At 63.3% G+C, this 21,501-nt stretch carries 22 protein-coding genes, 1 tRNA gene and 2 pseudogenes; 11 read left to right on the top strand and 14 right to left on the bottom strand.

Going from position 1 to position 21,501, the window contains the following annotated elements; all coding sequences use genetic code 11:
* Position 1: 1 nt before the first annotated feature.
* The 7 genes from ACSQ76_RS11760 to ACSQ76_RS11730 all read left to right on the top strand — a co-directional run bounded on the left by ACSQ76_RS11760 (position 2) and on the right by ACSQ76_RS11730 (position 7,462).
* Positions 2-1,849, top strand: a complete 1,848-nt coding sequence (locus ACSQ76_RS11760; protein ID WP_437156707.1) for a cation:proton antiporter — start codon at positions 2-4, stop codon at positions 1,847-1,849.
* 47 nt (positions 1,850-1,896) lie between these two features.
* On the top strand, positions 1,897-3,642 hold the full coding sequence (argS, locus tag ACSQ76_RS11755; RefSeq protein ID WP_437156706.1) for an arginine--tRNA ligase: 1,746 nt from the start codon (positions 1,897-1,899) through the stop codon (positions 3,640-3,642).
* Between the two features lie 77 nt (positions 3,643-3,719).
* Entirely contained in the window at positions 3,720-4,697 is a 978-nt protein-coding gene (locus tag ACSQ76_RS11750; RefSeq protein ID WP_437156705.1) for an SPOR domain-containing protein, read from the top strand.
* Positions 4,694-5,701, top strand: a complete 1,008-nt coding sequence (nagZ, locus tag ACSQ76_RS11745) for a beta-N-acetylhexosaminidase (protein ID WP_437156704.1) — start codon at positions 4,694-4,696, stop codon at positions 5,699-5,701. The genes ACSQ76_RS11750 and nagZ overlap by 4 nt, the downstream gene beginning before the upstream one ends.
* The gene (locus ACSQ76_RS11740; RefSeq protein WP_306129886.1) at positions 5,694-6,482 is read left to right on the top strand and encodes a segregation and condensation protein A; all 789 of its coding nucleotides are present in this window, start codon (positions 5,694-5,696) and stop codon (positions 6,480-6,482) included. Before nagZ ends, ACSQ76_RS11740 begins: the two co-directional genes overlap by 8 nt.
* Positions 6,483-6,487: 5 nt before the next feature.
* Entirely contained in the window at positions 6,488-7,159 is a 672-nt protein-coding gene (scpB, locus tag ACSQ76_RS11735) for an SMC-Scp complex subunit ScpB (protein ID WP_437156703.1), read from the top strand.
* Between the two features lie 84 nt (positions 7,160-7,243).
* Positions 7,244-7,462, top strand: a complete 219-nt coding sequence (locus ACSQ76_RS11730) for a hypothetical protein (protein WP_306129884.1) — start codon at positions 7,244-7,246, stop codon at positions 7,460-7,462.
* On the opposite strand, the gene ACSQ76_RS11725 is transcribed toward ACSQ76_RS11730, so the two are convergent.
* The 9 genes and pseudogenes from ACSQ76_RS11725 to ACSQ76_RS11685 form a co-directional block, all read right to left on the bottom strand.
* Positions 7,459-8,535, bottom strand: coding sequence for a 2'-deoxycytidine 5'-triphosphate deaminase (locus tag ACSQ76_RS11725; protein ID WP_437156702.1), 1,077 nt, complete (start codon positions 8,533-8,535; stop codon positions 7,459-7,461). The two genes, ACSQ76_RS11730 and ACSQ76_RS11725, sit on opposite strands and share 4 nt — an antisense overlap.
* 79 nt (positions 8,536-8,614) lie before the next feature.
* Positions 8,615-8,691 (bottom strand) — tRNA-Pro (locus ACSQ76_RS11720).
* Positions 8,692-8,753: 62 nt separating this feature from the next.
* Positions 8,754-8,933 carry a hypothetical protein gene (locus tag ACSQ76_RS11715; RefSeq protein ID WP_437158255.1) on the bottom strand — a complete coding sequence of 60 codons (180 nt, stop codon included), beginning with the start codon at positions 8,931-8,933 and terminating at the stop codon, positions 8,754-8,756.
* Between the two features lie 644 nt (positions 8,934-9,577).
* Positions 9,578-9,751, bottom strand: a pseudogene (locus tag ACSQ76_RS11710) (MerR family transcriptional regulator); the annotation flags it as partial.
* Between the two features lie 10 nt (positions 9,752-9,761).
* Complete coding sequence (gene ihfA / locus ACSQ76_RS11705) at positions 9,762-10,064, bottom strand: integration host factor subunit alpha (RefSeq protein WP_057789467.1); 303 nt, start codon at positions 10,062-10,064, stop codon at positions 9,762-9,764.
* 112 nt (positions 10,065-10,176) lie between these two features.
* The gene (locus tag ACSQ76_RS11700) at positions 10,177-11,151 is read right to left on the bottom strand and encodes a beta-ketoacyl-ACP synthase III (RefSeq protein ID WP_437156701.1); all 975 of its coding nucleotides are present in this window, start codon (positions 11,149-11,151) and stop codon (positions 10,177-10,179) included.
* Positions 11,148-12,248 carry a phosphate acyltransferase PlsX gene (gene plsX / locus ACSQ76_RS11695; protein ID WP_437156700.1) on the bottom strand — a complete coding sequence of 367 codons (1,101 nt, stop codon included), beginning with the start codon at positions 12,246-12,248 and terminating at the stop codon, positions 11,148-11,150. Before plsX ends, ACSQ76_RS11700 begins: the two co-directional genes overlap by 4 nt.
* Positions 12,249-12,273: 25 nt before the next feature.
* Positions 12,274-12,480, bottom strand: coding sequence for a 50S ribosomal protein L32 (gene rpmF / locus ACSQ76_RS11690; RefSeq protein WP_057789461.1), 207 nt, complete (start codon positions 12,478-12,480; stop codon positions 12,274-12,276).
* Positions 12,481-12,631: 151 nt separating this feature from the next.
* Positions 12,632-13,186: a YceD family protein gene (locus ACSQ76_RS11685; protein WP_306129878.1), complete on the bottom strand. Its 555-nt coding sequence runs from the start codon at positions 13,184-13,186 to the stop codon at positions 12,632-12,634.
* A gap of 97 nt (positions 13,187-13,283) precedes the next feature.
* Here ACSQ76_RS11685 and ACSQ76_RS11680 point away from each other — a divergent pair, with 97 nt between their 5' ends.
* From ACSQ76_RS11680 to ACSQ76_RS11670, 3 genes are all read left to right on the top strand, one after another.
* Positions 13,284-13,730, top strand: a complete 447-nt coding sequence (locus tag ACSQ76_RS11680) for an outer membrane protein assembly factor BamE (RefSeq protein ID WP_306129877.1) — start codon at positions 13,284-13,286, stop codon at positions 13,728-13,730.
* Between the two features lie 89 nt (positions 13,731-13,819).
* On the top strand, positions 13,820-14,557 hold the full coding sequence (locus ACSQ76_RS11675; protein ID WP_306129876.1) for a GNAT family N-acetyltransferase: 738 nt from the start codon (positions 13,820-13,822) through the stop codon (positions 14,555-14,557).
* A gap of 46 nt (positions 14,558-14,603) precedes the next feature.
* A complete protein-coding gene (locus tag ACSQ76_RS11670; RefSeq protein ID WP_437156699.1) occupies positions 14,604-16,436 on the top strand; it encodes an ABC-F family ATP-binding cassette domain-containing protein in 1,833 nt (610 codons plus the stop codon).
* 7 nt (positions 16,437-16,443) lie between these two features.
* On the opposite strand, the gene ACSQ76_RS11665 is transcribed toward ACSQ76_RS11670, so the two are convergent.
* The 3 genes from ACSQ76_RS11665 to ACSQ76_RS11655 form a co-directional block, all read right to left on the bottom strand.
* Positions 16,444-18,324, bottom strand: coding sequence for a polysaccharide biosynthesis protein (locus ACSQ76_RS11665; RefSeq protein WP_437156698.1), 1,881 nt, complete (start codon positions 18,322-18,324; stop codon positions 16,444-16,446).
* Positions 18,325-18,519: 195 nt separating this feature from the next.
* Positions 18,520-19,134: a sugar transferase gene (locus ACSQ76_RS11660; RefSeq protein WP_437156697.1), complete on the bottom strand. Its 615-nt coding sequence runs from the start codon at positions 19,132-19,134 to the stop codon at positions 18,520-18,522.
* On the bottom strand, positions 19,131-19,982 hold the full coding sequence (locus tag ACSQ76_RS11655; protein WP_437156696.1) for an NAD-dependent epimerase/dehydratase family protein: 852 nt from the start codon (positions 19,980-19,982) through the stop codon (positions 19,131-19,133). Before ACSQ76_RS11655 ends, ACSQ76_RS11660 begins: the two co-directional genes overlap by 4 nt.
* A gap of 87 nt (positions 19,983-20,069) precedes the next feature.
* On the opposite strand from ACSQ76_RS11655, the gene ACSQ76_RS11650 reads away from it, so the two are divergent.
* The gene (locus tag ACSQ76_RS11650; protein ID WP_437156695.1) at positions 20,070-21,188 is read left to right on the top strand and encodes a polysaccharide biosynthesis/export family protein; all 1,119 of its coding nucleotides are present in this window, start codon (positions 20,070-20,072) and stop codon (positions 21,186-21,188) included.
* On the opposite strand, the gene ACSQ76_RS11645 is transcribed toward ACSQ76_RS11650, so the two are convergent.
* Complete coding sequence (locus tag ACSQ76_RS11645) at positions 21,178-21,381, bottom strand: DUF6614 family protein (protein ID WP_437158195.1); 204 nt, start codon at positions 21,379-21,381, stop codon at positions 21,178-21,180. The two genes, ACSQ76_RS11650 and ACSQ76_RS11645, sit on opposite strands and share 11 nt — an antisense overlap.
* A pseudogene (locus ACSQ76_RS11640) lies at positions 21,342-21,425 on the bottom strand (hypothetical protein); the annotation flags it as partial. The pseudogene ACSQ76_RS11640 and the gene ACSQ76_RS11645, both read right to left, overlap by 40 nt.
* Positions 21,426-21,501: the final 76 nt, after the last annotated feature.

The raw sequence follows: 21,501 nt of genomic DNA, 5'->3' as shown, positions 1-21,501 counted from the left end.
GATGGCAACTGGCGGTACGGACGGGGCGATCGATCCGGTCATGGCGGTCGCTCTGGTGGGCGCCCTCGGTGTCGGAGCGCAATGGGTGGCGTGGCGACTGCGGATGCCGGCGATCGTGCTCATGCTGGCCGCGGGCCTTATCGCCGGTCCGGTCCTCGGCCTCTTCGACCCCGCGCGCGATATCGGCACCCTGATGGGGCCGATGATTTCCATAGCCGTGGCCATAATTCTGTTCGAGGGGGGCCTGACGCTCGACTTTCACTCGCTGCGTGGGGCAGAGCAAGGCGTCAAGCGCCTGGTCCTGCTGGGCGCGCCCGTGGGCTGGATCGGCAGCGCCCTCGCGCTGCATTACGTGGGCGGTCTCAGCTGGGAAAGTTCGGCCGTCTTTGGCGGCATCATGATCGTCACCGGCCCTACGGTGATCGCACCGCTTTTGCGCCAGGCCCGGCTCAATCGCCGTCCCGCGCAGCTTCTGCAATGGGAAGCCATCGTGAACGACCCCATCGGCGCCCTTGCCGCCGTGCTTGCCTTCGAGGTGATCGTAGTCACCGCCAGTGAAAGCAGTGTGGGGCTCGCCGCATGGCAGATCATTCGCGGTATCGTCGTGGCCGGTGCGCTTGGCTGGGCCGGCGGCTGGGTGCTCAGCGAGGCGTTCCGCCGCGCCTATGTGCCGGAATACATGAAGGTGCCGGTGCTGTTCGCCGTCCTGCTCGGGATCTTCGCGGTCACCGATTACATGCTGCATGAAAGCGGCTTACTGGCGGTCACCGTCATGGGCGTCGTGATGGCCAATGGCAACCTGCCCAGCTATACCGAACTGCGCCGCTTCAAGGAGCACGCGACCATCCTTCTGGTTTCGGGCGTGTTCATATTGCTGGCTGCCAACATGGATGTCGAGACGCTTAACCGCATTAACTGGAACGCCGCCGCCATGGTGGCGGTGGTCATCCTGCTGGTTCGCCCGCTGACGGTGCTCGTTTCCCTGGCCTTCACCAACATTCCCTTCCGCGAGCGCTTGCTCGTCGGGCTGACTGGCCCGCGCGGCGTCGTGCTGGTCGCGGTCGCGGGTCTATTCGGCGAGCGGCTCGTGGCCGAAGGGATCGAGGATGCGGCCTTTCTCACGCCCTTCGCCTTTGCGCTGGTGGCCGCCACCGTCGTGCTGCATGGCTTCACGCTGGCCCCGCTGGCGCGCGCCATGGGGCTGGCGGGCAAGGGTCAGCCGGGGGTCTTGCTGGCGGGCGGGTCGCAGTTTGCCACATCCTTTGCCAAGACCCTGCAAGACCTCGAGGTTCCGGTCCTCGTTACTGACACCAATCGCGCCCGCCTGCGCAGCGCGCGAGAGGCCGGCCTGCCGACCTTTTTCGGCGACGTTCTGTCCGAGGCGGCCGAACACAGCGCCGAAATCATGAAATACGGCGTCGTCCTCGCGCTTAGTGACAACGATGCCTACAATACCCTCGTCGCTACCGACCTCGCGCCGGAATTCGGGCGCGAGAATGTCTACCAGCTGAGCCGTGCCAAGCAAAACAGCAAGCGCCACGCGCTGCCCGCCTCGCTGGGCGGGCGGGTCGTGGGACAGGGCTATGGCCATACCGAACTGGCTGGTCTGATGGTCCGGGATTGGCAGGTGCGCGCAACCAACATGACCGACGATTTCACGATGGAGGATTGGTCGGCTCAGAATGACGAGGGTATTCCCCTCGCCACCCACAGCCCCGCTACCGGTCTGCGCATCCTGTCCGAAACTTCCAAGGTCGAGACCGGGGGCGAGTTCAAGCTCGTCTGGTTGGGCCCCCCGCGAGACGACAAGACGCCCGAAGCCGCTGCCCCGACCGACAGCGCGGATTGACGCGGCCCGCCCGGGTGTTAAACCGGCGCCAAACGAAGGATTGTCCGATGAACCTGTTTACCGAAATCCGCGCTTGTGTCCTCGCCGCCCTTGATACCATGCAGGGGCAGGGGCAACTGCCCGCTGGCCTCGAGATGTCGAACGTCACCGTCGAGCCGCCGCGGGACCCGGCGCACGGTGACATGGCCACCAATGCCGCGATGGTCCTGGCCAAGCCCGCAGGGCAGAAACCACGCGACATCGCCGACACGCTTGCCGACCTTTTGTCCGCCGACGACCGGATCGAGAGCGCCGAGGTCGCGGGGCCCGGCTTTTTGAACCTGCGCCTGGCGGATACTCTTTGGCAAAACGTTATCCGTACGGCACTGCAAACCGGCGAGGGTTTCGGGCGCTCGGAGTTGGGCAAGGGCAAAAAGGTCAACGTGGAATACGTCTCCGCCAACCCGACCGGGCCGCTGCACGTGGGCCACACTCGCGGCGCGGTCTTTGGTGACGCTCTGGCCAGCCTCCTGGATTACGTGGGCTACGACGTCACCCGCGAATATTACATCAACGACGGCGGTGCACAGGTCGATGTGCTCGCCCGCTCCGTCTACCTGCGTTATCTCGAGGCGCACGGCCAAGAAATTGCCTTCGAGGACGGCACCTATCCCGGCGACTACCTGATCGAGGTCGGCGAGGCACTCAAGGCCAAGGTGGGCGACGCCTTTGTCGGACAGCCCGAGGATGTCTGGCTGGAAGATGTCCGCAACTTTGCCACCGACGCGATGATGGACCTGATCCGCGAGGACCTGCGCGCGCTCGGGGTTTCCATGGACGTTTTCTACAGCGAAAAGTCCCTCTATGGCACCGGCCGTATCGAACAGGCGCTCGAGGCGCTGCAATCCAAGGGCCTGATTTACGAAGGCGTACTCGAGCCGCCCAAAGGCAAGAAGCCCGAGGATTGGGAGCCGCGCGAACAGACGCTCTTCAAATCCACCGAACATGGCGACGACGTCGACCGCCCGGTCAAGAAATCCGATGGCAGCTGGACCTATTTCGCGCCCGACATTGCCTACCACTACGACAAGGTCGAGCGCGGCTTCGACGCGCTGATCGACGTCTTCGGCGCCGACCACGGCGGCTACGTCAAGCGGATGAAGGCCGCCGTCAGTGCGCTTACCGATGGCCGCGTGCCGCTCGACATCAAGCTCACCCAGTTGGTCAAGCTCTACAAGAACGGCGAGCCCTTCAAGATGTCCAAGCGGGCAGGGACCTTCGTCACCCTGCGCGACGTGGTCGATAACGTAGGGCGCGACGTGACCCGCTTCGTCATGCTGACCCGCAAGAACGATGCGCCGCTCGATTTCGACTTCGACAAGGTGCTGGAGCAGTCCAAGGAAAACCCGGTCTTTTACGTGCAATACGCCCACGCCCGGATTTCCTCGGTCATGCGCAAAGCCCGAGACGCCGGCATTGATGTCGACGACGCCACCTTGGCCGGCGCCGACCTGTCGGTGCTTCAGGACAGCGCGCAGGTGGCCGTCGCCCGGAAAATCGCCGAATGGCCTCGGCTGGTCGAGATCGCGGGCCGCACGAACGAGCCGCATCGCGTGGCCTTTTACCTCTACGATCTTGCCAGCGACCTGCACAGCCTTTGGAACCGGGGCAACGATTTGCCTGCGCTTCGCTTCCTTGACGAGACCGATATCGCCGGATCTCAGGCGAAAATCGCCCTCGCGCGGGCCGTAACCGTTGTTATTTCCGCCGGTCTTGGTATCTTGGGCGTAACTCCGGCCGAAGAGATGCGGTAGCAAATCGCGCCAGCGCCGGGGACGTGGCAGTAATCCAACCCGGCGGCCAAGTATCGCCGGAGGTAGCGAGGCGAGCGATGGCACAGATACATGGTGCCCCCCATCAGGCGGGGGCTGTTCGGCAGATATCAGTTCAGAAACTCACGAACATGGCCGGAGCGGCAATATCTCTGGCCCTCGTGATCGGGATCGGGGTCTGGGGCTACAAGATCCTTGTCCGCGATGTCAGCGGCGTGCCGGTGGTCCGCGCCGCCGAAGGTCCGATGCGCATTCAGCCCGAAAATCCCGGCGGCTCCACGGCTGAAAATCAGGGGCTTGCCGTCAACGACGTGGCCGCCGACGGCTCGGCTGCACAGCCCGCCGACCGGCTGGTGCTTGCGCCCGAACCTCTGGCCCTCAGCCTCGAGGATACGCCACAAGCAGAGGTGCAGCTTGCCGCCACGCAAACCGAAACCGAAGCGGTGACCGAGGAGATCACGCCAAGCGCGGAATCCCAGGACGCGGTCGAAATTGATGAAGACGCGGCCACGCTGGCGGCGCTCACCACACTGGCCGACGAATTGTCCGAGGGGGTCGAACCTCTCACCCCCGTCGCTCCCGCCGAGACCGAGACCGAAGACACAGCCGGCACGTCAGACGCGGAGTCCGATGCAGAGGAATCCGAAACTACGCAGGTGACCGAAGGGATCGGGCGCTCGCTGCGTCCCAAGGCCCGTCCCGCGCAAGTCAATACGGTCGAGGATGCCGTTGCCGCCAGCGTCGCCGCGCAGGCCGTCCCGCAGATCGACCCCGAAACCATCCCCGCCGGAACCCGCATGGCCCAGCTTGGCGCGTTCGAAAGCGCCGCCGTGGCGGAGCAGGAGTGGGGCAAGCTGTCGGACAAGTTCGCGGAATATCTCGACGACAAGCAACGCGTCATCCAGAAAGCGCAAAGCGGCGGCCGCACCTTTTATCGCCTGCGCGCCATGGGCTTTGGCGACCTCAGTGATGCACGTCGCTTCTGCTCTGCCCTCGTGGCCGAAAAGGCCGACTGCATCCCGGTGGTGACACGGTGAGCACGCTTGGCGCCACGATCCTTGGCGTGGCCGGCACGGAACTGACCCCGGACGAGACCGCGCTCATTCGTGCGTCCCGTCCCTTCGGGTTCATCCTCTTTGCCCGCAATATCGACACGCCAGATCAGGTTCGCGCGCTCTGCGACAGCTTGCGCCTCGCGGCCAATCACGACGCGAGCATCCTGATCGATCAGGAAGGCGGACGCGTCCAGCGTCTGCGCGGCCCCGTATGGCGGGAATGGCTTCCGCCTCTGGAACAGGTCCAACTGGCCGGCCCGCATGCCGAACAGGCGATGTACGCCCGTTACCGCATTATCGCGCATGAATTGCACGAGTTGGGCATCGATGCCAACTGTGCCCCGCTGGTGGACGTCGCCGGGCGCGAGACACACCCGTTTCTCAAGAACCGCTGTTATGGGCAGGATCCCGATACGGTGGCGAAAGTAGGCCGCGCCGTGGCCAACGCGCACCTGGACGGCGGCGTATTGCCGGTAGTCAAGCACATCCCTGGTCACGGCCGCGCCGTCGTGGACAGTCATTTCGACCTGCCTGTCGTCGATACTGACATCGACACGCTCACCGCGACCGACTTCCGGCCCTTCGCTGCGCTCAATGACTTGCCGATGGGCATGACCGCGCACCTCGTCTACGAGGCTTGCGATGCGCTGCCCGCCACGACGTCGCCCCGGATGATGCAACTCATCCGTGAGCGGATCGGCTTTGACGGTCTGATCATGACCGACGACATATCCATGAAAGCTCTCAAGGGCGATCTTGCCACGCTGTCGCGTCAGTCGCTCGACGCCGGCTGCGACGTGATCCTGCATTGCAACGGCACTTTCGACGAAATGAAGGCGGTTACGGAGGCCTCCGGCGTTTTGTCCGGGACTGCCCTTCGGCGCGCCAAGGCCGCCCTTGCTGCGCGGAAAAGCCCAACAAAGGTTGACATTCCCGCGCTGGAGGCAAAGCTTGCCGGACTGCTGCACGGTCGGGGCAATGTCTGAAGATACATTCGAGGAAATGGGACAGATAGAAAGCGTGAGCGACCGCATGGCGGCCGAGGCGCTGATCGTCGACGTGGACGGCTACGAGGGGCCTCTTGACCTGCTGCTGACGCTCAGCCGCACGCAAAAGGTCGACCTGCGCAAGATCTCCGTCCTGCAGTTGGCCGAACAATACCTTGCCTTCGTTGAACGCGCCAAGGCGCTGCGCCTCGAACTTGCGGCTGATTACCTCGTCATGGCCGCCTGGCTGGCTTTCCTCAAATCCCGCCTCCTGCTGCCGCCCGACCCGGCGGAAGAGGGCCCCTCGGGCGAGGAGCTTGCCGCGCATCTCGCCTTCCAGCTTGAGCGCCTGCAAGCCATGCGCGAGGCCTCCGCCCGGCTGATGGGCCGCGACCAGCTTGGTCGCGATTTCTTCGCCCGCGGCCTGCCCGAGGACGTCACGCGCATTCGCCGCGTGCAATACACTGCCACGTTGCTCGACCTGATGCAGGGCTACGCCCGTATTCGCACCAAGGACGAATTTCGTCCCTACGCATTCGACCGCGAGGCGCTCTTTACTTTGGAACAGGCGCTGGAACGGATGCGCGGCCTGATCGGCTTTGCCGGCACATGGACCGACATCGCCTCCTACCTGCCCGACGGCTTTACTGCCGATCCGGCGCGCCGACGCTCGGCCACCGCGTCGACGTTCGCCGCCGCGCTGGAACTGACCAAGGAGGGCAAGGTCGAACTGCGCCAGTCCGAGGTTTTCGCGCCGCTGGAATTGCGGCGTAAAGGATAGAGCCCATGTCGGACGACACCGAACACCCCGCGCCGCAGGAGGAAAGCCTGTTCGAGGCTCCGCCCATGGCCGAACAGGAGCGGATGTGCGAGGCGATCCTCTTCGCCACCTCAGAGCCTGTCTCGGCCAGGGAAATCGAGGCGCGGATGCCCCATGGCTGCGACGCCGCCGAGGCACTGGTGCACTTGCGCAAACGCTACGAGGGGCGGGGCGTGCATCTGGTCAAGGTCGGCGATGCCTGGGCCATGCGCACGGCACCCGACCTCGGATTCCTGATGCAAAAGGAAACCGTCGAGACCCGCAAGCTCAGCCGCGCCGCGATCGAAACCCTGGCCATCATCGCCTATCACCAACCCGTCACCCGCGCCGAGATCGAGGAAATCCGCGGCGTCAGTGTCAGTCGCGGCACGGTGGACCAGTTGCTGGAAATGGAGTGGATCCGCTTCGGACGCCGCAAGATGACGCCGGGCCGCCCTGTGACCTTTGTGGTCACGCCGCATTTCCTCGACCATTTCGGTCTGGAAAACGCCCGCGATCTGCCGGGGCTCAAGGAATTGCGCGCCGCAGGTCTCCTGGAGAACCGACCACCGCCCGGTGACATGCCGCAGATGGGCGAGGGAGACGAGGACCTGGACGAAGAGACCGGGGAAGGCCAGAGCGAGCTATTCGAGGATTAAATCCCGATAATTCTGCGAAAGCGCCCTGAAAAATTCAAGTTTCCGTGTTACATACTTGGAAACGCACAGGTCGAGGAGGGCGCAATGAACGCCAACCGTATCGTAAGCATGATCATCCGCATGGTGATGAACCGCCTGATCCGCACGGGCGTGAACGCCGGTATCGACAAGATGTCGAAACGCGGCAAGAAACCCGCCGATGGCAAGGGCGCGCCAAATCCGCAGCACAAGCGGCAGACGGCCGAAACGCAAAAGCGCATGCGCCAGTCGATGCGCGTCGCGCGCAAGATCGGAAAGTTCTAGGTCGCGCGGAAATGCTTTGACAGCTTGAGCCCCTGACCCTGGTAGTTCGACGCGATGCCAGCGCCGTAAAGCTGCTCGGGCACCTCGTTCATCTGCTCATAGACCAGCCGCCCTACAATCTGCCCGTGTTCCAGCACGAATGGCGCCTCGTGACAGCGCACTTCCAGCACTCCGCGCGATCCCGCGCCGCCTGCAGCGTCATGGCCGAACCCGGGGTCGAAAAAACCCGCGTAATGCACCCGGAACTCGCCTACCATTGCCAGGTAGGGTGCCATCTCGGCGGCATAGGCCGGCGGAATATGCACCGCCTCGCGGCTCACCAGGATATAGAACGCGCCGGGGTCCAGGATGATGCGGCCCGTGTCACTATGCACCTCTTCCCAGTAGTCGGCGGCATCATAGCCCGCGATGTTGTCCAAGTCGATCACACCTGTGTGCGGCTTCGCGCGATAACCCACCAGCGTGCCCGCCTCGGGCTTCAGGTCGACCGAAAATCCCAGCCCGTCGCTGATAACCGGCGGGCCGTTCACCAGCGGGCTTTCAACGTGCAATGCGCTCAGCGCGGAATCGTTCAGAACTGCCTGGCCCGCACGGAACCTGATCTGGTTCAGCCGCATGCCCGGCCGCACGAGCACCGAAAAGGACCGTGGACAGATCTCGGCATAAAGCGGCCCGGTATAGCCCGCCGGGATACGGTCGAACTCCTCGCCGCCATCGGTGATCGTGCGCGTCAGAAGATCCAACCGCCCGGTCGAGGATTTGGCATTTGCCACCGCATGAACATCCGAGGGCAGGTCCAGCCGCTCCATCAACGGCACGACATAGACACAGCCCTTCTCCAGCACCGCGCCGTCCGACAGGTCGATCCGGTGCATCTCGAATTCGTTCAACCGGTCCTCGACCTTCGCACCGGCTCCGGCCAGGAAAGACGCACGGACGCGGTACGCCGTCGTGCCAAGCCTCAAATCCAGCGACGCGGGCTGTACCTGTTCGTCGGTGATCGCCGGCTGTGCCGAAAGACGCCCATCCAGGATCATCGCCTTCAGTTGCTGGCTGGCCAGAACGCCGGTCATTCGATCCCCCCCGCACGCGCCAGCGCGGCAATTGCAGTGCCCCGGGGCGCGGATAAAAGGCCCTTGGTACGCGAAGAATTGGTCGGGCTAGCAGGACTCGAACCTGCGACCTTCCGTCCCCCAGACGGACGCGCTACCAGGCTGCGCCATAGCCCGACGTCTGGCCGTTCATACTGGTTTTCGCGCCAAGGACAAGGGGGAAATTCCAGATTCACGCGCTACTCTCTGGGGGCGGAACCCGTCGTCGCGCGCAATCGCGACAGCAGGCTTTCCAGACCGGCAATCGTGTCGGGTGTCAGCGGTCTGCGCACCCGCGCCAGCATGGATAGCACACCCGGTTCGGCGGCAATTCCGTCATCCGGGTCATCGGGCAAATCAACCTCGATCGGTTCCGGCACGGGTGGCTCGGTGCCTGCAGGCTCCGGGTCGGCGGCCGGGGCGTCGTCCCCTGTTGCGCGAGCCGAAGGTGTATCAGGCGTGGCGTTCCTCCGTTGCAGGAAACTCGGCAGCGGCGGGGAGTCTTCTTCCTGCTGCTCGGGCTCTGCTTCCTGCTCCGGTCCGGACTCGGCTTCGGCATTGCGCCGGCTGAAGGTCGGCGGGATATCCGCGTCCGCGCTGTCCAGCGGCCCGGATGACGGGGTCGGAGGCTGGGAAACAGGATCCGGCCGCGGCGGCAAACTTGACGCCACCGGGGCAGGCTCGGGCGCGGCACTTGGCGTAAGCGGCGCCGGATCCGGCGCGGCGCTTGGCGAATGCGGTAGCGGGGGTGCGTCCGGCTCAGCCGGAGCCGGTTCGGACCCGGCGGGGGGGAAGTGGCAGGCGGGACAGGGCGCGGTACCTCGTCCGTCGAAACTGGCTTGGTTTCGGGCGCGTTGGCGTCCGCCCGATCCGCTGCTGGTGTATCCTCGACGTGATCTATGACGACGTCATCCGCCGCATCTCCCAATGGCTGGGAAAAGTCCGAGACATATCCCACGCCCTGTTCCCGCAGCATCTTTTGCACGCCCTTGATGGTCATCCCATCGTCATGCAGCAGCTTCTTGATCCCGCCCAACAGCTTCATGTCCGCGGGCCGGTAGTACCGCCGCCCACCGGCGCGCTTCACCGGCTTCACCTGGCTGAACTTGCTTTCCCAGAATCGCAGCACATGCGCCGGGGTTTCAAGCCAGTCGGCGACCTCGCTGATGGTCCGGAACGCGTCGGCGGATTTGGCCATCGGCTGGTTCTCAGGCCTTGTTGCCGGCCGCCACCCGGTCTTTCATCAGGTGCGACGGACGAAATGTGAGAACACGCCGTGGATTGATCGGGACCTCTTCTCCGGTCTTGGGATTGCGCCCGACGCGTGCCGACTTGTCACGCACCGAGAAGGTGCCGAAGGACGAGATCTTGACCTGTTCGCCCCGCACCAACGCGTCCGACATATGCTCCAGAACGCTTTCGACCAGCTGGGCGGAATCGTTGCGCGACAGACCTACTTCGCGAAACACCGCTTCGCTCAGGTCCATCCGTGTCACCGTGTCATTTGTCATCACATCCCCTTTGCCGTTTGCAGAGAACTTTAGGGGTGAAGAATTTTCCGAGTCAATGTCAATGACTTGGGAGGTACAGTTTAAGCGGAAAAATCGCGCTTTGTTCCGGCAGTTACCAGCGCAGGACCACTGCACCCCAGGCGAGGCCGCCACCGATCGCCTCTGAAACGATCACGTCGCCGCGCTTGATCTTGCCCTCTGCCACGCCCACCGAAAGCGCCAACGGGATCGATGCAGCCGACGTATTGCCGTGGTCCTGCACCGTCACGACGACCCTGTCCATGGAGATTCCAAGCTTCTTCGCAGTGCCTTGGATGATCCGGATGTTAGCCTGATGTGGCACGATCCAGTCGACATCGTCATCGCTCAGCGCGGCCTTCTCAAGAGCGGCCTCGGCGGTGGTGGTCAGCTTCTCGACGGCCTGCCTGAACAGCAGGTTGCCCTGCATCTTCAGCTTGCCCGAGGTGCCGGTCGACGACACGCCGCCGTCGACATACAGCATGTCGAGGTAGCGCCCATCCGAATTGAGGTCGGTCGAAAGGATGCCACGGTCCTGCGATGAGCCGTCGGCCTCGGAGGCACTCAGCACCACCGCGCCAGCGCCGTCACCGAACAGAACGCAGGTGGAGCGGTCGGTCCAATCCATGATCCGGCTGAACGTTTCGGCCCCGATCACCAGCAAGCGCTTGGCCTGGCCTGACACGATCAGCGCGTTGGCATTTGCCAGGGCATAGATGAACCCGGCACAGACCGCCTGCACGTCAAAGCCGAAGCCGCGTGTCATGCCCAGTTGGTTCTGGATCATGGTGGCGACCGAGGGGAAGGTCAGGTCAGGGGTCGAGGTGGCCACGAGAATTCCGTCTATATCGTCCGGCCCCACGCCCGCATTGGCCATCGCCGCAAGCGCGGCGCGAGTGCCAAGATCGGACGTGGTCTGGTCCTCGGCGACGAAATGGCGGCGTTCTATTCCTGACCGACTCCTGATCCATTCATCGGACGTGTCTAGAAACGTCTCGAAATGAGAATTCGGCACCACTCGTTCAGGAAGGTAGTGACCGACACCGTCTACAACGGCGCGAATTGTCATGCCTGTTCACCGTTATTGTCGGGTTCTTTGTCGGCATCCTGTTCAAGCATCGTTGCGGATGCAACCCGTGCCGCCAGTTTTTCGGTAAAGCCGGTATCGGCCAGCTCGAAAGCCAGCTTGACGGCGGCGGAAATCCCCGTCGCATCGGCGGATCCGTGCGACTTCACGACTGTTCCGTTGAGGCCCAGGAAGACACCACCATTGGCCCGGCTCGGGTCGATCCGCTTGCCCATCCGCCGCAGCGAGGTCAGCGCCAGGATCGAGGCGAGCCGCGACAGCGGCGTGTGCGCAAAGGCTTCCTTGAGCAACTCGCGAATAAGCTTGGCCGTGCCTTCGCCGGTCTTCAGCGCCACGTTGCCGGTGAACCCGTCGGTTACGATCACATCGCAGACAGTGCCGGGCAGGTCGCGCCCCTCGACGAACCCCACGAATTCGAAATCGCCGTTGCGCGCGTTGCCCTCGATCAAGTCATATGCCTCGCGCAGCTCGGCCCGGCCCTTGTGCTCTTCCGTGCCCACGTTCAAGAGTCCGACGCGCGGTCGCTCCAGCCCAAACCCGTTGCGTGCATAAGACGTGCCCATCAACGCATATTGCATCAGGTCCTTGGCATCCGCCCGGATATCCGCGCCGCCATCCAGCATGATGTTGTGCCGCTGCGGGTTCTGCGAGGGCCACAGCACCGCAATGGCGGGGCGATAAATCCCCGGCAGCTTGCGCAGGCGAATGACCGACATCAGCATCAGCGCGCCGGTATTGCCGCAGGAGACGCAGACGCTGGCCTCGCCGTTGCGCACCGATTCAAGCGCCGACCACATCGAGGTATCCTTGCCCTGCCGCAGCGCCTGGCTCGGCTTGTCCTCCATTTCGACGACATCGCCGGCATTGCGGATCTCGCAGCGCCCGGCCAAATGCTTGCGCTTGGCCACCAGTGGTTTCAGCACATCCTCGGGTCCGTGCAGGATGAACCCGATCCGGTCATTTTTCTTTGCAGACAAGGAAATCCCGGCAACGACGGTTGCCGGGCCAAGATCGCCACCCATGGCGTCTACGGAGATAAGGATGCGCCCGCTGGTCTTGCTGTCGGCCGATGCCGTCATTGGACGCGTCCCTTGATGCCGCCGCTTAGGCTGCGTCTTCGTCCAGGTCGACCTCGTCATCCAGCGCGATGACTTCGCGATCCGCGTAGTGACCGCAGGCGACGCACACGTGATGCGGGCGCTTCAGTTCACCGCAGTTAGGGCACTCGTTCGGGTTCGCACCCTCCAGCGAGTCATGCGCCCGGCGATTGTTGCGGCGCGATTTCGATACTTTGTTCTGTTGGACGGCCATGTCACAACCTCAAATCTTGTGGGCCTTTCGGCCCGGTTTCATACGCTGACGCGGCTCTTAATCCCTCGAGAGCCCGGCGTGCAACCCTAAATCCGGTGAGAGCGCGAAAATACAAGGAAATCGCTTGCTGTCCAGCGATTCTTTCGTGGTCTCAGTCGTCGTCTTTCAGCTGTTCCTTGAGCTTTGCAAGCGCCGCGAACGGCTTGGCATCCGCGTCCGTCAGCGGGGTCACGCCGGGGGGCGCGTAGCGGGCGGTTCCCAACTCCTGCCCAGTGCTGCGCGGGTAGGGGGGCAGCGCCAGCGCGATGGCCTCCTGCATCATTTCGCCCAAATCGATTCGGTCGGTCAGCGGGTCGATCGTCTCGTCCTCGGGCATCTCGACCTCTTCCTGTTCGGTGTCGACCCCGGGCCAGTCTCTGCGGAACTTACGGATGACCGGTTCCTCGATCCGGGTGGTCACCGGGTCCAGCGTTACTACGCACGACTGCACCACAGTCGCTCCAAGCCGGGCCTCCAGCCGCCAGTTCTCACCGTCGTCGGGGTGCATCGCGCCCTCGAACACGGCTTTCTTCAGCGCAAGGATGCCAAGGTCGTCGGCCATTCGTGCCATGGTCGGCGCATCGGGCGCGATCCGGAACGGGTGCGGGCGGTTCATCGCCATCTGTGCCAGATGCAGCACGTTCGTATTTTCTGTCTTCTCGGTCATGAGCGTATGACCTATCCTTTCTTGAACCTTACCGCTACCTTGTTGTATCGGATTAAAAGGGCAATGGGGACCCGTTCAAGAGGCCAAGAGGGGTTGCATGAAAATCTGGTTTGCCAAACTGGGGGGCGTCATGTGCCTGGCCGCGGCGCTCACAGCCTGTACGCCGACCTATCGCAACCACGGGTATTTCCCGCTTCAGGAAGATCTAAACAACCTTCAGGTGGGCGTGGATACCCGCGAAACCGTTGACGACGTGGTTGGCCCGCCGTCCTCGGCCGGGATGCTGAGCGGGGGCGACTACTATTACGTGCGCAGCCGGTTCAAGGAAGTGGGCATGTACCGCCCCGAGGTGATCGAGCGTCAGGTCTTGGCGATCAGCTTTGCGCCGAACGACACCATCGCCAATATCGAGACATTCTCGCTGGCCGACGGCAACATCGTGCCGCTGACCCGCCGCGTGACCGATTCTTCGGTGGTCGGCGGCGGCTTCCTGCGTCAGCTTCTTGGCAACTTTGGTAATGTCGATCCGGGCGAGTTCTTCTGACCTTTCGGCGTCATTCGTCTGTCACATGCTTCATGATAAGCGGTTCGCACATATATACCCTCTAGGCGACCGTCACAGATGAGGCTGACATGTTGAGCAAGGGACGCTACCTGACGAGGACTGCCGAAAATGCAGCCGATATCGAGGCGGCGCAGCGGTTGCGCCAACTTGCCTTCAAGGGCGCCGAGCCAAGCGGAACACTCGATCAGGATAGCTTTGACGACATTTGCACCCATATTCTCGTCGAGGACACGTCGGACGACCGGCTGATCTGCTGTTTCCGGATGCTGCCGCTCAACGGCGGTGACGAGATCGAGCGCAGCTATTCCGCCCAGTTCTACGAGCTCTCTGCCCTTCGCGCCTTTCCCGGCCGCATGGTCGAGATGGGTCGCTTCTGCATCCATCCCGAGGCCCGCGACCCCGATATCCTGCGCGTGGCCTGGGCCGCGATGACGCGTTACGTCGATGAAAACGACGTCGAACTTCTTTTCGGCTGTTCTTCCTTCAAGGGCACCGATGCCGACACGTACCTCGATGCCTTCGCCATGCTCAAGGATCGTCACCTTGCGCCGCGCCGCTGGTTGCCGCGGGTCAAGGCGCCTTCGGTCTTTCGCTTCGCCCAGGCCCTGCGCCTGCGCAAGCCCGACGCCAAGCAGGCGATGTCGCGGATGCCGCCGCTCTTGCGCACCTACCTGGTGATGGGTGGCTGGGTCAGCGATCATGCGGTGGTGGACCGGCAGATGAACACCCTGCACGTTTTCACCGGGCTCGAAATCAACTCGATCCCGGCCTCGCGCAAGCGCCTGCTGCGAGCGGTTGCGGGCTAGCGCGTCGGCGCTTGACGGGCTTCTTCGCGCGGGATAGCGCTGCGCCATGGCGCGTGCACCTCTTCTTCAACTTTCCGATATCTCCCTGACCTTCGGCGGTGCGCCGATCTTCGACGACCTGTCGCTGGTGGTCCAGCCCGGCGACCGCGTGGCGCTGGTGGGGCGCAACGGGTCGGGCAAATCGACCCTGATGAAAGTCATTGCCGGCCTCGTCGAGCCCGACCGCGGCTCCCGCGTCCTGCACCCCGACGCGTCTGTCGGCTACATGGAGCAGGAACCGGACATGACCGGCTTCGACACGCTCGGGGCCTTCGCCGCGGACGGGCTGGACGTGGCCGAACACTACCGGATCGAAATGGCCGCCGAGGGCCTCAAGTTCGATCCCGACCGTCCCGTGGCCACCGCCTCGGGCGGCGAGCGCCGCCGCGCCGCGCTGGCCAAACTGATGGCGCAGGCGCCCGATCTCATGCTGCTGGACGAGCCCACCAACCACCTCGATATCGAGGCGATCGGCTGGCTCGAACAGCAACTTCGCGAGACCCGCTCGGCTTTCATTCTCATTTCTCACGACCGCGCTTTCCTGCGCGCGCTCACCCGCGCCACCCTCTGGATCGACCGCGGCGCCACCCGGCGGCAGGAAAAAGGGTTCGAGGATTTCGAATCCTGGCGCGACAAGGTCTGGGAGCAAGAGGACCAGGCCCGCCACAAGCTCAACCGCAAGATCGCCGAAGAGGCCCGCTGGGCGGTCGAGGGTATCTCTGCCCGGCGCAAGCGCAACCAGGGGCGCGTGCGCAACCTTCAGGCGCTCAGGGCCGAGCGCGCCTCGCAGATCAAGCGGCAGGGCACCGCCGCCATGGCGCTGTCCAGCGGGCCGCAATCGGGGCGCAAGGTCATCGAGGCGCTTGGCGTTTCCAAGAGCTTCGAGGGCGCGCCCATCGTGCGCGACTTCTCCCTCACCATCCAGCGCAAGGACCGCGTGGCTTTCATCGGTCCCAATGGCGTAGGCAAGACGACGCTGCTGAAACTCCTGATGAAAGCGCTTGAGCCCGACACGGGCGAGGTGCGCCACGGCACCAACCTCGTGCCCGTCGTCTTCGACCAGGCCCGGGCCCAGCTCGACCCCGACATGACGCTCTGGGACAGCCTGACCGGCGATCCCGACATGCGCGTCTCGGGGCAGGCCGACCAGGTCATGGTGCGCGACACACCGCGCCACGTGGTGGGCTATCTCAAGGACTTTCTCTTCGACGAACGCCAGGTTCGTGCGCCGGTACGGTCGCTATCGGGGGGCGAAAAGGCCCGTCTCCTGCTGGCCAAGCTGATGGCGCGGGACAGCAATCTTCTTGTGCTGGACGAGCCGACCAACGATCTCGATATCGAAACGCTGGACCTGCTTCAGGAACTGCTAGACGATTACGAGGGCACCGTCCTTCTGGTCAGCCACGACCGTGATTTCCTCGACCGTGTCGCCACCACCACCGTCGCCATGGAAGGGCGCGGCCGGCACACCGTCTATGCCGGTGGCTGGACCGATTACATGGCGCAACGCGCCACGCCCGACGCCCTAGAAAACCGCAAGTCCGTCAAATCGTCAGGCGCCGTTGGCCCGCGTACAAAACCGTCCGAACCGGCAAACCCCCGCAAGCCCAAACTCAGTTTCAAGGATCAGCACCGGCTCGACACGCTCCCAGGTGAGATCGCGCGCCTCGAAGCCGAGATCGGCAAGCTCGAGGAATTGCTGTCCGACCCCGACCTCTTCACCCACGAGCCTACCAAATTCGCCAAGGCCTCCGAGGGGCTCAGCAAGCGGCAGGCCGCGCTGGAAAAGGCCGAAGAGGAATGGCTGACACTGGCTGAAAAGGCAGAGAGCGCCGGCTAGAAACGTGTCATTCGTTGACAGACTTTCCGCCCACCGTCATGTCGCTCTTTTCCATCCACTGCTGCAACGTGGCCTGCATCTGTTCCACGTTTCGGGTTTCGATGGCCTGCCGCAGCGATTGCAGCGCGTTCGCCATCTCGATTTCCGACAGGTGTTTCTCCTGCGCCCGCAGGATCTTGGGATGCGGTGTGGTCAGCATGTCCGATCCGATCAGCAATTCCTCGTGCAGCTTCTCGCCCGGGCGCAAACCAGTCACTTCGATCTCGATATCGCCGCCGGGATTCTCGGCGTCACGCACGGTGTGACCGGCATTCTCGATCATCCGCCGGGCCAGTTCGTGGATGGGTACGGGCTTGCCCATGTCCAGAACAAACACATCGCCGCCCCGTGCGAACGAGCCGGTCAGAAGGACCAGTCGCACCGCCTCGGCAATGGTCATGAAATATCGCGTCACGTCCTGGTGGGTCAGCGTGACGGGTCCGCCCCGCGCGATCTGTTCCTGGAACAGCGGTATGACCGATCCCGAAGAGCCCAGAACGTTACCGAAGCGTACCATGGAAAAGCGTGTCGTGCTCGACCGTGTCGCCAGGTCCTGCACCGCCAGTTCGGCAAATCGTTTCGAGGCGCCCATGACCGACGACGGGCGCACCGCCTTGTCCGTCGATACCAGGATGAACCGTTCGACGCCATGCCGCATCGCCACGCTGGCCACGGTCCGCGTGCCGAAGACGTTGTTGCGGATGCCTTCCAACGCGTTCTGCTCCACCAGCGGCACGTGCTTGTAGGCCGCCGCGTGCAGCACGATGTCGATCTTGTGCGACCGCATGACATCGGCCATGTGGCTCTCTTCGGTTACACTGCCCAGTACTGCGATCAGCGTCGCCTCGGGCAAAATGGCGCTAAGCTCGCGATGCGTTTCGAACAGCGCCAACTCGCAGTGATCCAGCAGCACGAGCTTGGCAGGCTGACACGAAAGAAGCTGCCGCGAAAGTTCCGAGCCGATGGAGCCGCCGGCGCCTGTGATCAGGATATTACGGTGGCGATAGGTGTCGAACACGCCTGGCAGATCGTCCTCAAAGCCAGCCCGCCCCAGCAGGGTGTTTACGTCGATCGGACGTGTCTCGGCCAGGCTGGAGCCGGAGGTGGCGACGAGGTCCGCGAAAGACGGCATCGCATGTACTTCGCAAGAGGTGTTGGCCAGCCGCTGTATGATGCTCGACTGTACCGCGCGATTGGCGCTCGGCATGGCCAGAACCACGCGCTTGACCTGGTAACGCTGGATTAGATCTTCCAGGTCGGCCGGCGAATAGGTCCGCAAACCCGCGATTGTGATGCCCTGAAGCCGGAGGTCGTCATCGACAAACGCAACCGGCGCCACCGCGTCGTCGACAGTCAGCGCGGTCGCGAGTTGCTGCCCGGTCTGACCAGCCCCGTAGATGATGATCGGAATCCGCGCGTTGCCACGCCGATAGACCGACAGCAGAGCCTGCCGCAGCGCCAGCCGCGACGAAATCGACAGAATGAGGAAGAGCATCCCCATGACGACGTAAAGCGGCACGGGGAAAGCCATGTTCAGAAAAACGAAAGAACTGAGTATGCCGGTGACGATCATGGCGCAGGCCACGAGTGCCGATTCCAAGACACCCTGCATCTGGTAGGCGTTCAGCTTGATCTTGTGCAGTCCCTGGAACAGGATCAGCGCAACGCCCGTGAGCGTTACCACGGCGATGCTTAGCAGGAACGCCCTTAAATTCGCGCCGACTGCATCCATCCCGAGAAGCAGCACGCCGGCAACCACGTGCGACAGGGCGATCAGCAAACCGTCGATGGCTAGAAGGATTGTCTGCTTATGATGACGGGAAAGCGAAATCGCCAACTTGTACAGCATCAAATCCCGCCCCTTGCTACCGATGGTTGTAGTAACCTAAATAACACAAACAAATCAACATACGTCACGATTCCTGGGCTTTCCAACTATACTGTTAGAACAACTTGTCGAGCCCCCTCAACTCATATCCTGCTGCGTATGCAAAACGATTGGCTCAGCCCCAAGCTAAAGCCTCAAAGTTAATGATTTATCGCTTTATTCGCGAAAGGCGAAAACCCGCCGAACCGTGGCTATTATCAGCGCCAAATCAAAGCACAAGGTCCGGTTGCGAGCCCACATGAGGTCGATCCTCGCTTTGGCGGGCACGCATCGCCGCAGGTAGACGGCGTCGGTTTCCGCCTGCGTATGGCATTGCGCCAATAACTGCTCTTCGCGCTTGTGAAACACCAGCGTGGCCAATCCTGTAACGCCTGGCCGGTTTCGCAGCACCTCGGCATAGATCTCAGGACAAAGCCGGACGAAGCGGGGCAGGGGTGGGCGAGGCCCGACAAAGCTCATATCGCCCCGCAGGATGTTCCAAAGCTGCGGAAGCTCGTCCAGCCGAACCCGCCGCAGGAAATGTCCGGTCGGCGTGATCCGGCTCGTTTTATAAGCCCCCGATACCGAGGCATCCCGATCTGCCATCGCCATCGTGCGGAATTTCCACAAGGTAAATCTTTGTCCCGGCGCCTTCATCCGCTTCGAGGGGTATAGAATAGGTCGCCCGTCCCGCAACAGGATGACAAGTGCGATGATCGCAGAAGGTATTGCGAGGACGCCGGCAAGAACAAGCGCCAGAACGATATCCAACAGCCGTTTGCCCGGTGTCATGCCACTTTCTCCAGCGCATTCAATTCGCCAATCAGCGCGGCGGCGTCGGCGGTGGTCCGAATGGCCGGCAGCAGCCTGTCCATCCTGGTGGCGTCTATCGACACTTCCTGTACCGCGCCTTCCGGGGCCGGTTGCCAGATCACGCGCTTCCCCGCCGCCCGAGCAAGGTCTTCCATCGCCACCGGCGACGGCGCCGCGATATTGAGCGCGAAGGGCAGCGTCCCGGTCTCCACCCTCGCAAGCCCGCTCAGGACCCGCAACAGATCAACCGCCCCGATATAGCTGCGTACCGGTCCGCGCCCTCCGTCAAACCTATCCAGGGTTACTGGTTTGTCGGATGCCAGCGCGCCGGCAAGGCTGTCCGCGCCTACCACGTTGGCCAGTCGCAAAATGCACTCCTTCATGCCGGCGCCAACGTCCCGCACGCGGCGCTCCATCTCCGCTTTGGCCGCGCCGTAGGGGGTGAGCGGAGCGATCGTTGCCGTTTCGGTCAGACCTGCGCCTGGCCCATAGACTGCCGCCGACGACAGATGAAAGACCACCCGTGCCCCGCATACCTGCGCCACCTGCCGCGACTGCGCGACCAGCCCGGCGTTGACCGAAAGCGCCTCCGCGTCCCCCTGCGTCGCGCCCCACAGGGCCACCAGGACATCACAGTCGGGCAACCGCTCTACGGGCTCGCCGGGCCGCCACTGTACATCACGCCCGGCTCCGCGCGACTGGAACACAACCTCGGTGCCGGGGGCGTCATCGCGCTCCCTCGCCGCATAAAGCAACCGGCCAAGCCGCCCGCCCGCGCCCGTAATCAAAATCCGCATGATGGTCGTCCTGTTGGAGAAGCTCTGCAAGATCGCCGACTTTTTCCATTACCCCATTGTCTATCATCACGTCCATGCGATAGGAAACCGAAGCAATCCCGTGGGGGGACAGGTACATTGAAAAAGAATCTCCGGTTCGCTCTGATGGCCGTATGCGCGTTGGCACTGGCCGGCTGTGCTTTGCCGCGCGGGGCTGCCGTGCAATCGGAAGTTCTCAAGGAACAGAGGTCCGAGAATCCCTCGTTCCAACTGGTCGAGGTCACGCGCGCGCTGACGCCGTTGCTGGCGAAGTGGCCGCAAAGCGGCGCACACGGACATTATCACTGGTTCGGGGCCGATCACGGTCCTGATTCCTCGGCCATCCAGACCGGCGATACCGTCAACATCGTGGTCTGGGACAGCGAGGAGAACTCGCTTTTGACCGGGCTCGACGGCACCGCGGCCCAGATCCCGCCGCAGACGGTCTCGGCCACCGGGCGCGTGTTCCTGCCCTATGTCGGCGAGGTCTCGGTGCGCGGGCTCACTCCATCGGCCGCGCGGGTACGGCTGCAATCGCAGTTCGAACAGATCCAACCATCGGCGCAGGTCCAACTTTCGGTTACCCCGGGGCGCAACAACTCGGTCGACATGGTGGGGGGCGTCGGGACACCGGGTCGCTTGCCGCTCGAAAGCCGGAATACCAAGCTGCTCGGTGTAATCGCCCAGGCGGGCGGCGTGAATCCTGCACTGCGCAACCCGCTGGTCCGCCTGCAACGCGGGGGGCGCACGTATGAAACGCGCGTGTCCTCAGTGCTCGAAAATGCCAACCGCAACATCCGCGTCGTCGGTGGCGACCAGATCGTCATCGTCGAGGATGAGCGCAGTTTCACTTCACTGGGCGCAACCGGCGCTCAAAAGATCATCTACTTCGAAAAGGAACGCATGACCGTGATGGAGGCGCTCTCGTCGACCAGCGGCCTCAATGCCGGCTCGGCGAACCCCAAGGGCGTTCTGATCCTACGCGATTATCAGCCCAGGGATCTCAAGCCGGGCCTTGCCGGCCCGAACAAGCAGCAAGTCGTGTTCAGCTTCGACCTGACCTCGGCCGATGGCTTGTTCTCGGCGCGCCAATTCTACATGCAGCCCGACGACACGCTCTACGCCACCGAGTCGCCGATCAACTCGGCCCGCACGATCATCGGGCTCTTCGGTACGATCATCGGCGTCACCAGTTCGGTCAACAACGTCAGCAACTGATCAGCGGCCGGTTAACGATGGCCGGCCGCTCAGTACGTGCGGGATTAGGGAAGGCGTGGTAAAGCGCGAAATCCGCGCTGTCGATCATGTCATGCATCCGGGCATACAGCGTCTCTGCCTCGTGGCCAGGCGTCCGTCCTACCGGAACGCATGGTTCAGCTGCACCAAGTCGGCCACTTCTATCTGGAGCCAGAAGTCGCGATAGAGGTCCCACGCAAAGTTCAGCTTGCGGCACAGCAGCGATCACTGGCCCATCGTGCACGCCGCCTGCAATTGGGCCGTTCAGTTTTCCCGCGCCAACGCGAACAGCCTC

The sequence above is a fragment of the Roseovarius sp. B08 genome (genome assembly GCF_051417955.1).
Classification (GTDB): Bacteria; Pseudomonadota; Alphaproteobacteria; order Rhodobacterales; family Rhodobacteraceae; genus Roseovarius.
Note: the sequence above shows the minus strand (reverse complement) of the source record. Positions and strands in the feature narration are given on the sequence as shown.

What these genes read in the sequence shown, in the direction of transcription:
- ACSQ76_RS11685 (WP_306129878.1), bottom strand. Translation starts at nt 13,186, where the DNA reads ATGACCGAGAAGACAGAAAATACGAACGTGCTGCATCTGGCACAGATG.
- ACSQ76_RS11660 (WP_437156697.1), bottom strand. Translation starts at nt 19,134, where the DNA reads ATGACACCGGGCAAACGGCTGTTGGATATCGTTCTGGCGCTTGTTCTT.
- ACSQ76_RS11680 (WP_306129877.1), top strand. Translation starts at nt 13,284, where the DNA reads ATGAAAATCTGGTTTGCCAAACTGGGGGGCGTCATGTGCCTGGCCGCG.
- ACSQ76_RS11725 (WP_437156702.1), bottom strand. Translation starts at nt 8,535, where the DNA reads ATGACCGGCGTTCTGGCCAGCCAGCAACTGAAGGCGATGATCCTGGAT.
- ACSQ76_RS11730 (WP_306129884.1), top strand. Translation starts at nt 7,244, where the DNA reads ATGAACGCCAACCGTATCGTAAGCATGATCATCCGCATGGTGATGAAC.
- scpB (WP_437156703.1), top strand. Translation starts at nt 6,488, where the DNA reads ATGTCGGACGACACCGAACACCCCGCGCCGCAGGAGGAAAGCCTGTTC.
- ACSQ76_RS11665 (WP_437156698.1), bottom strand. Translation starts at nt 18,324, where the DNA reads ATGCTGTACAAGTTGGCGATTTCGCTTTCCCGTCATCATAAGCAGACA.
- ACSQ76_RS11675 (WP_306129876.1), top strand. Translation starts at nt 13,820, where the DNA reads ATGTTGAGCAAGGGACGCTACCTGACGAGGACTGCCGAAAATGCAGCC.
- ACSQ76_RS11740 (WP_306129886.1), top strand. Translation starts at nt 5,694, where the DNA reads ATGTCTGAAGATACATTCGAGGAAATGGGACAGATAGAAAGCGTGAGC.
- ihfA (WP_057789467.1), bottom strand. Translation starts at nt 10,064, where the DNA reads ATGACAAATGACACGGTGACACGGATGGACCTGAGCGAAGCGGTGTTT.
- plsX (WP_437156700.1), bottom strand. Translation starts at nt 12,248, where the DNA reads ATGACGGCATCGGCCGACAGCAAGACCAGCGGGCGCATCCTTATCTCC.
- rpmF (WP_057789461.1), bottom strand. Translation starts at nt 12,480, where the DNA reads ATGGCCGTCCAACAGAACAAAGTATCGAAATCGCGCCGCAACAATCGC.
- ACSQ76_RS11750 (WP_437156705.1), top strand. Translation starts at nt 3,720, where the DNA reads ATGGCACAGATACATGGTGCCCCCCATCAGGCGGGGGCTGTTCGGCAG.
- argS (WP_437156706.1), top strand. Translation starts at nt 1,897, where the DNA reads ATGAACCTGTTTACCGAAATCCGCGCTTGTGTCCTCGCCGCCCTTGAT.
- ACSQ76_RS11670 (WP_437156699.1), top strand. Translation starts at nt 14,604, where the DNA reads ATGGCGCGTGCACCTCTTCTTCAACTTTCCGATATCTCCCTGACCTTC.
- ACSQ76_RS11760 (WP_437156707.1), top strand. Translation starts at nt 2, where the DNA reads ATGGCAACTGGCGGTACGGACGGGGCGATCGATCCGGTCATGGCGGTC.
- ACSQ76_RS11700 (WP_437156701.1), bottom strand. Translation starts at nt 11,151, where the DNA reads ATGACAATTCGCGCCGTTGTAGACGGTGTCGGTCACTACCTTCCTGAA.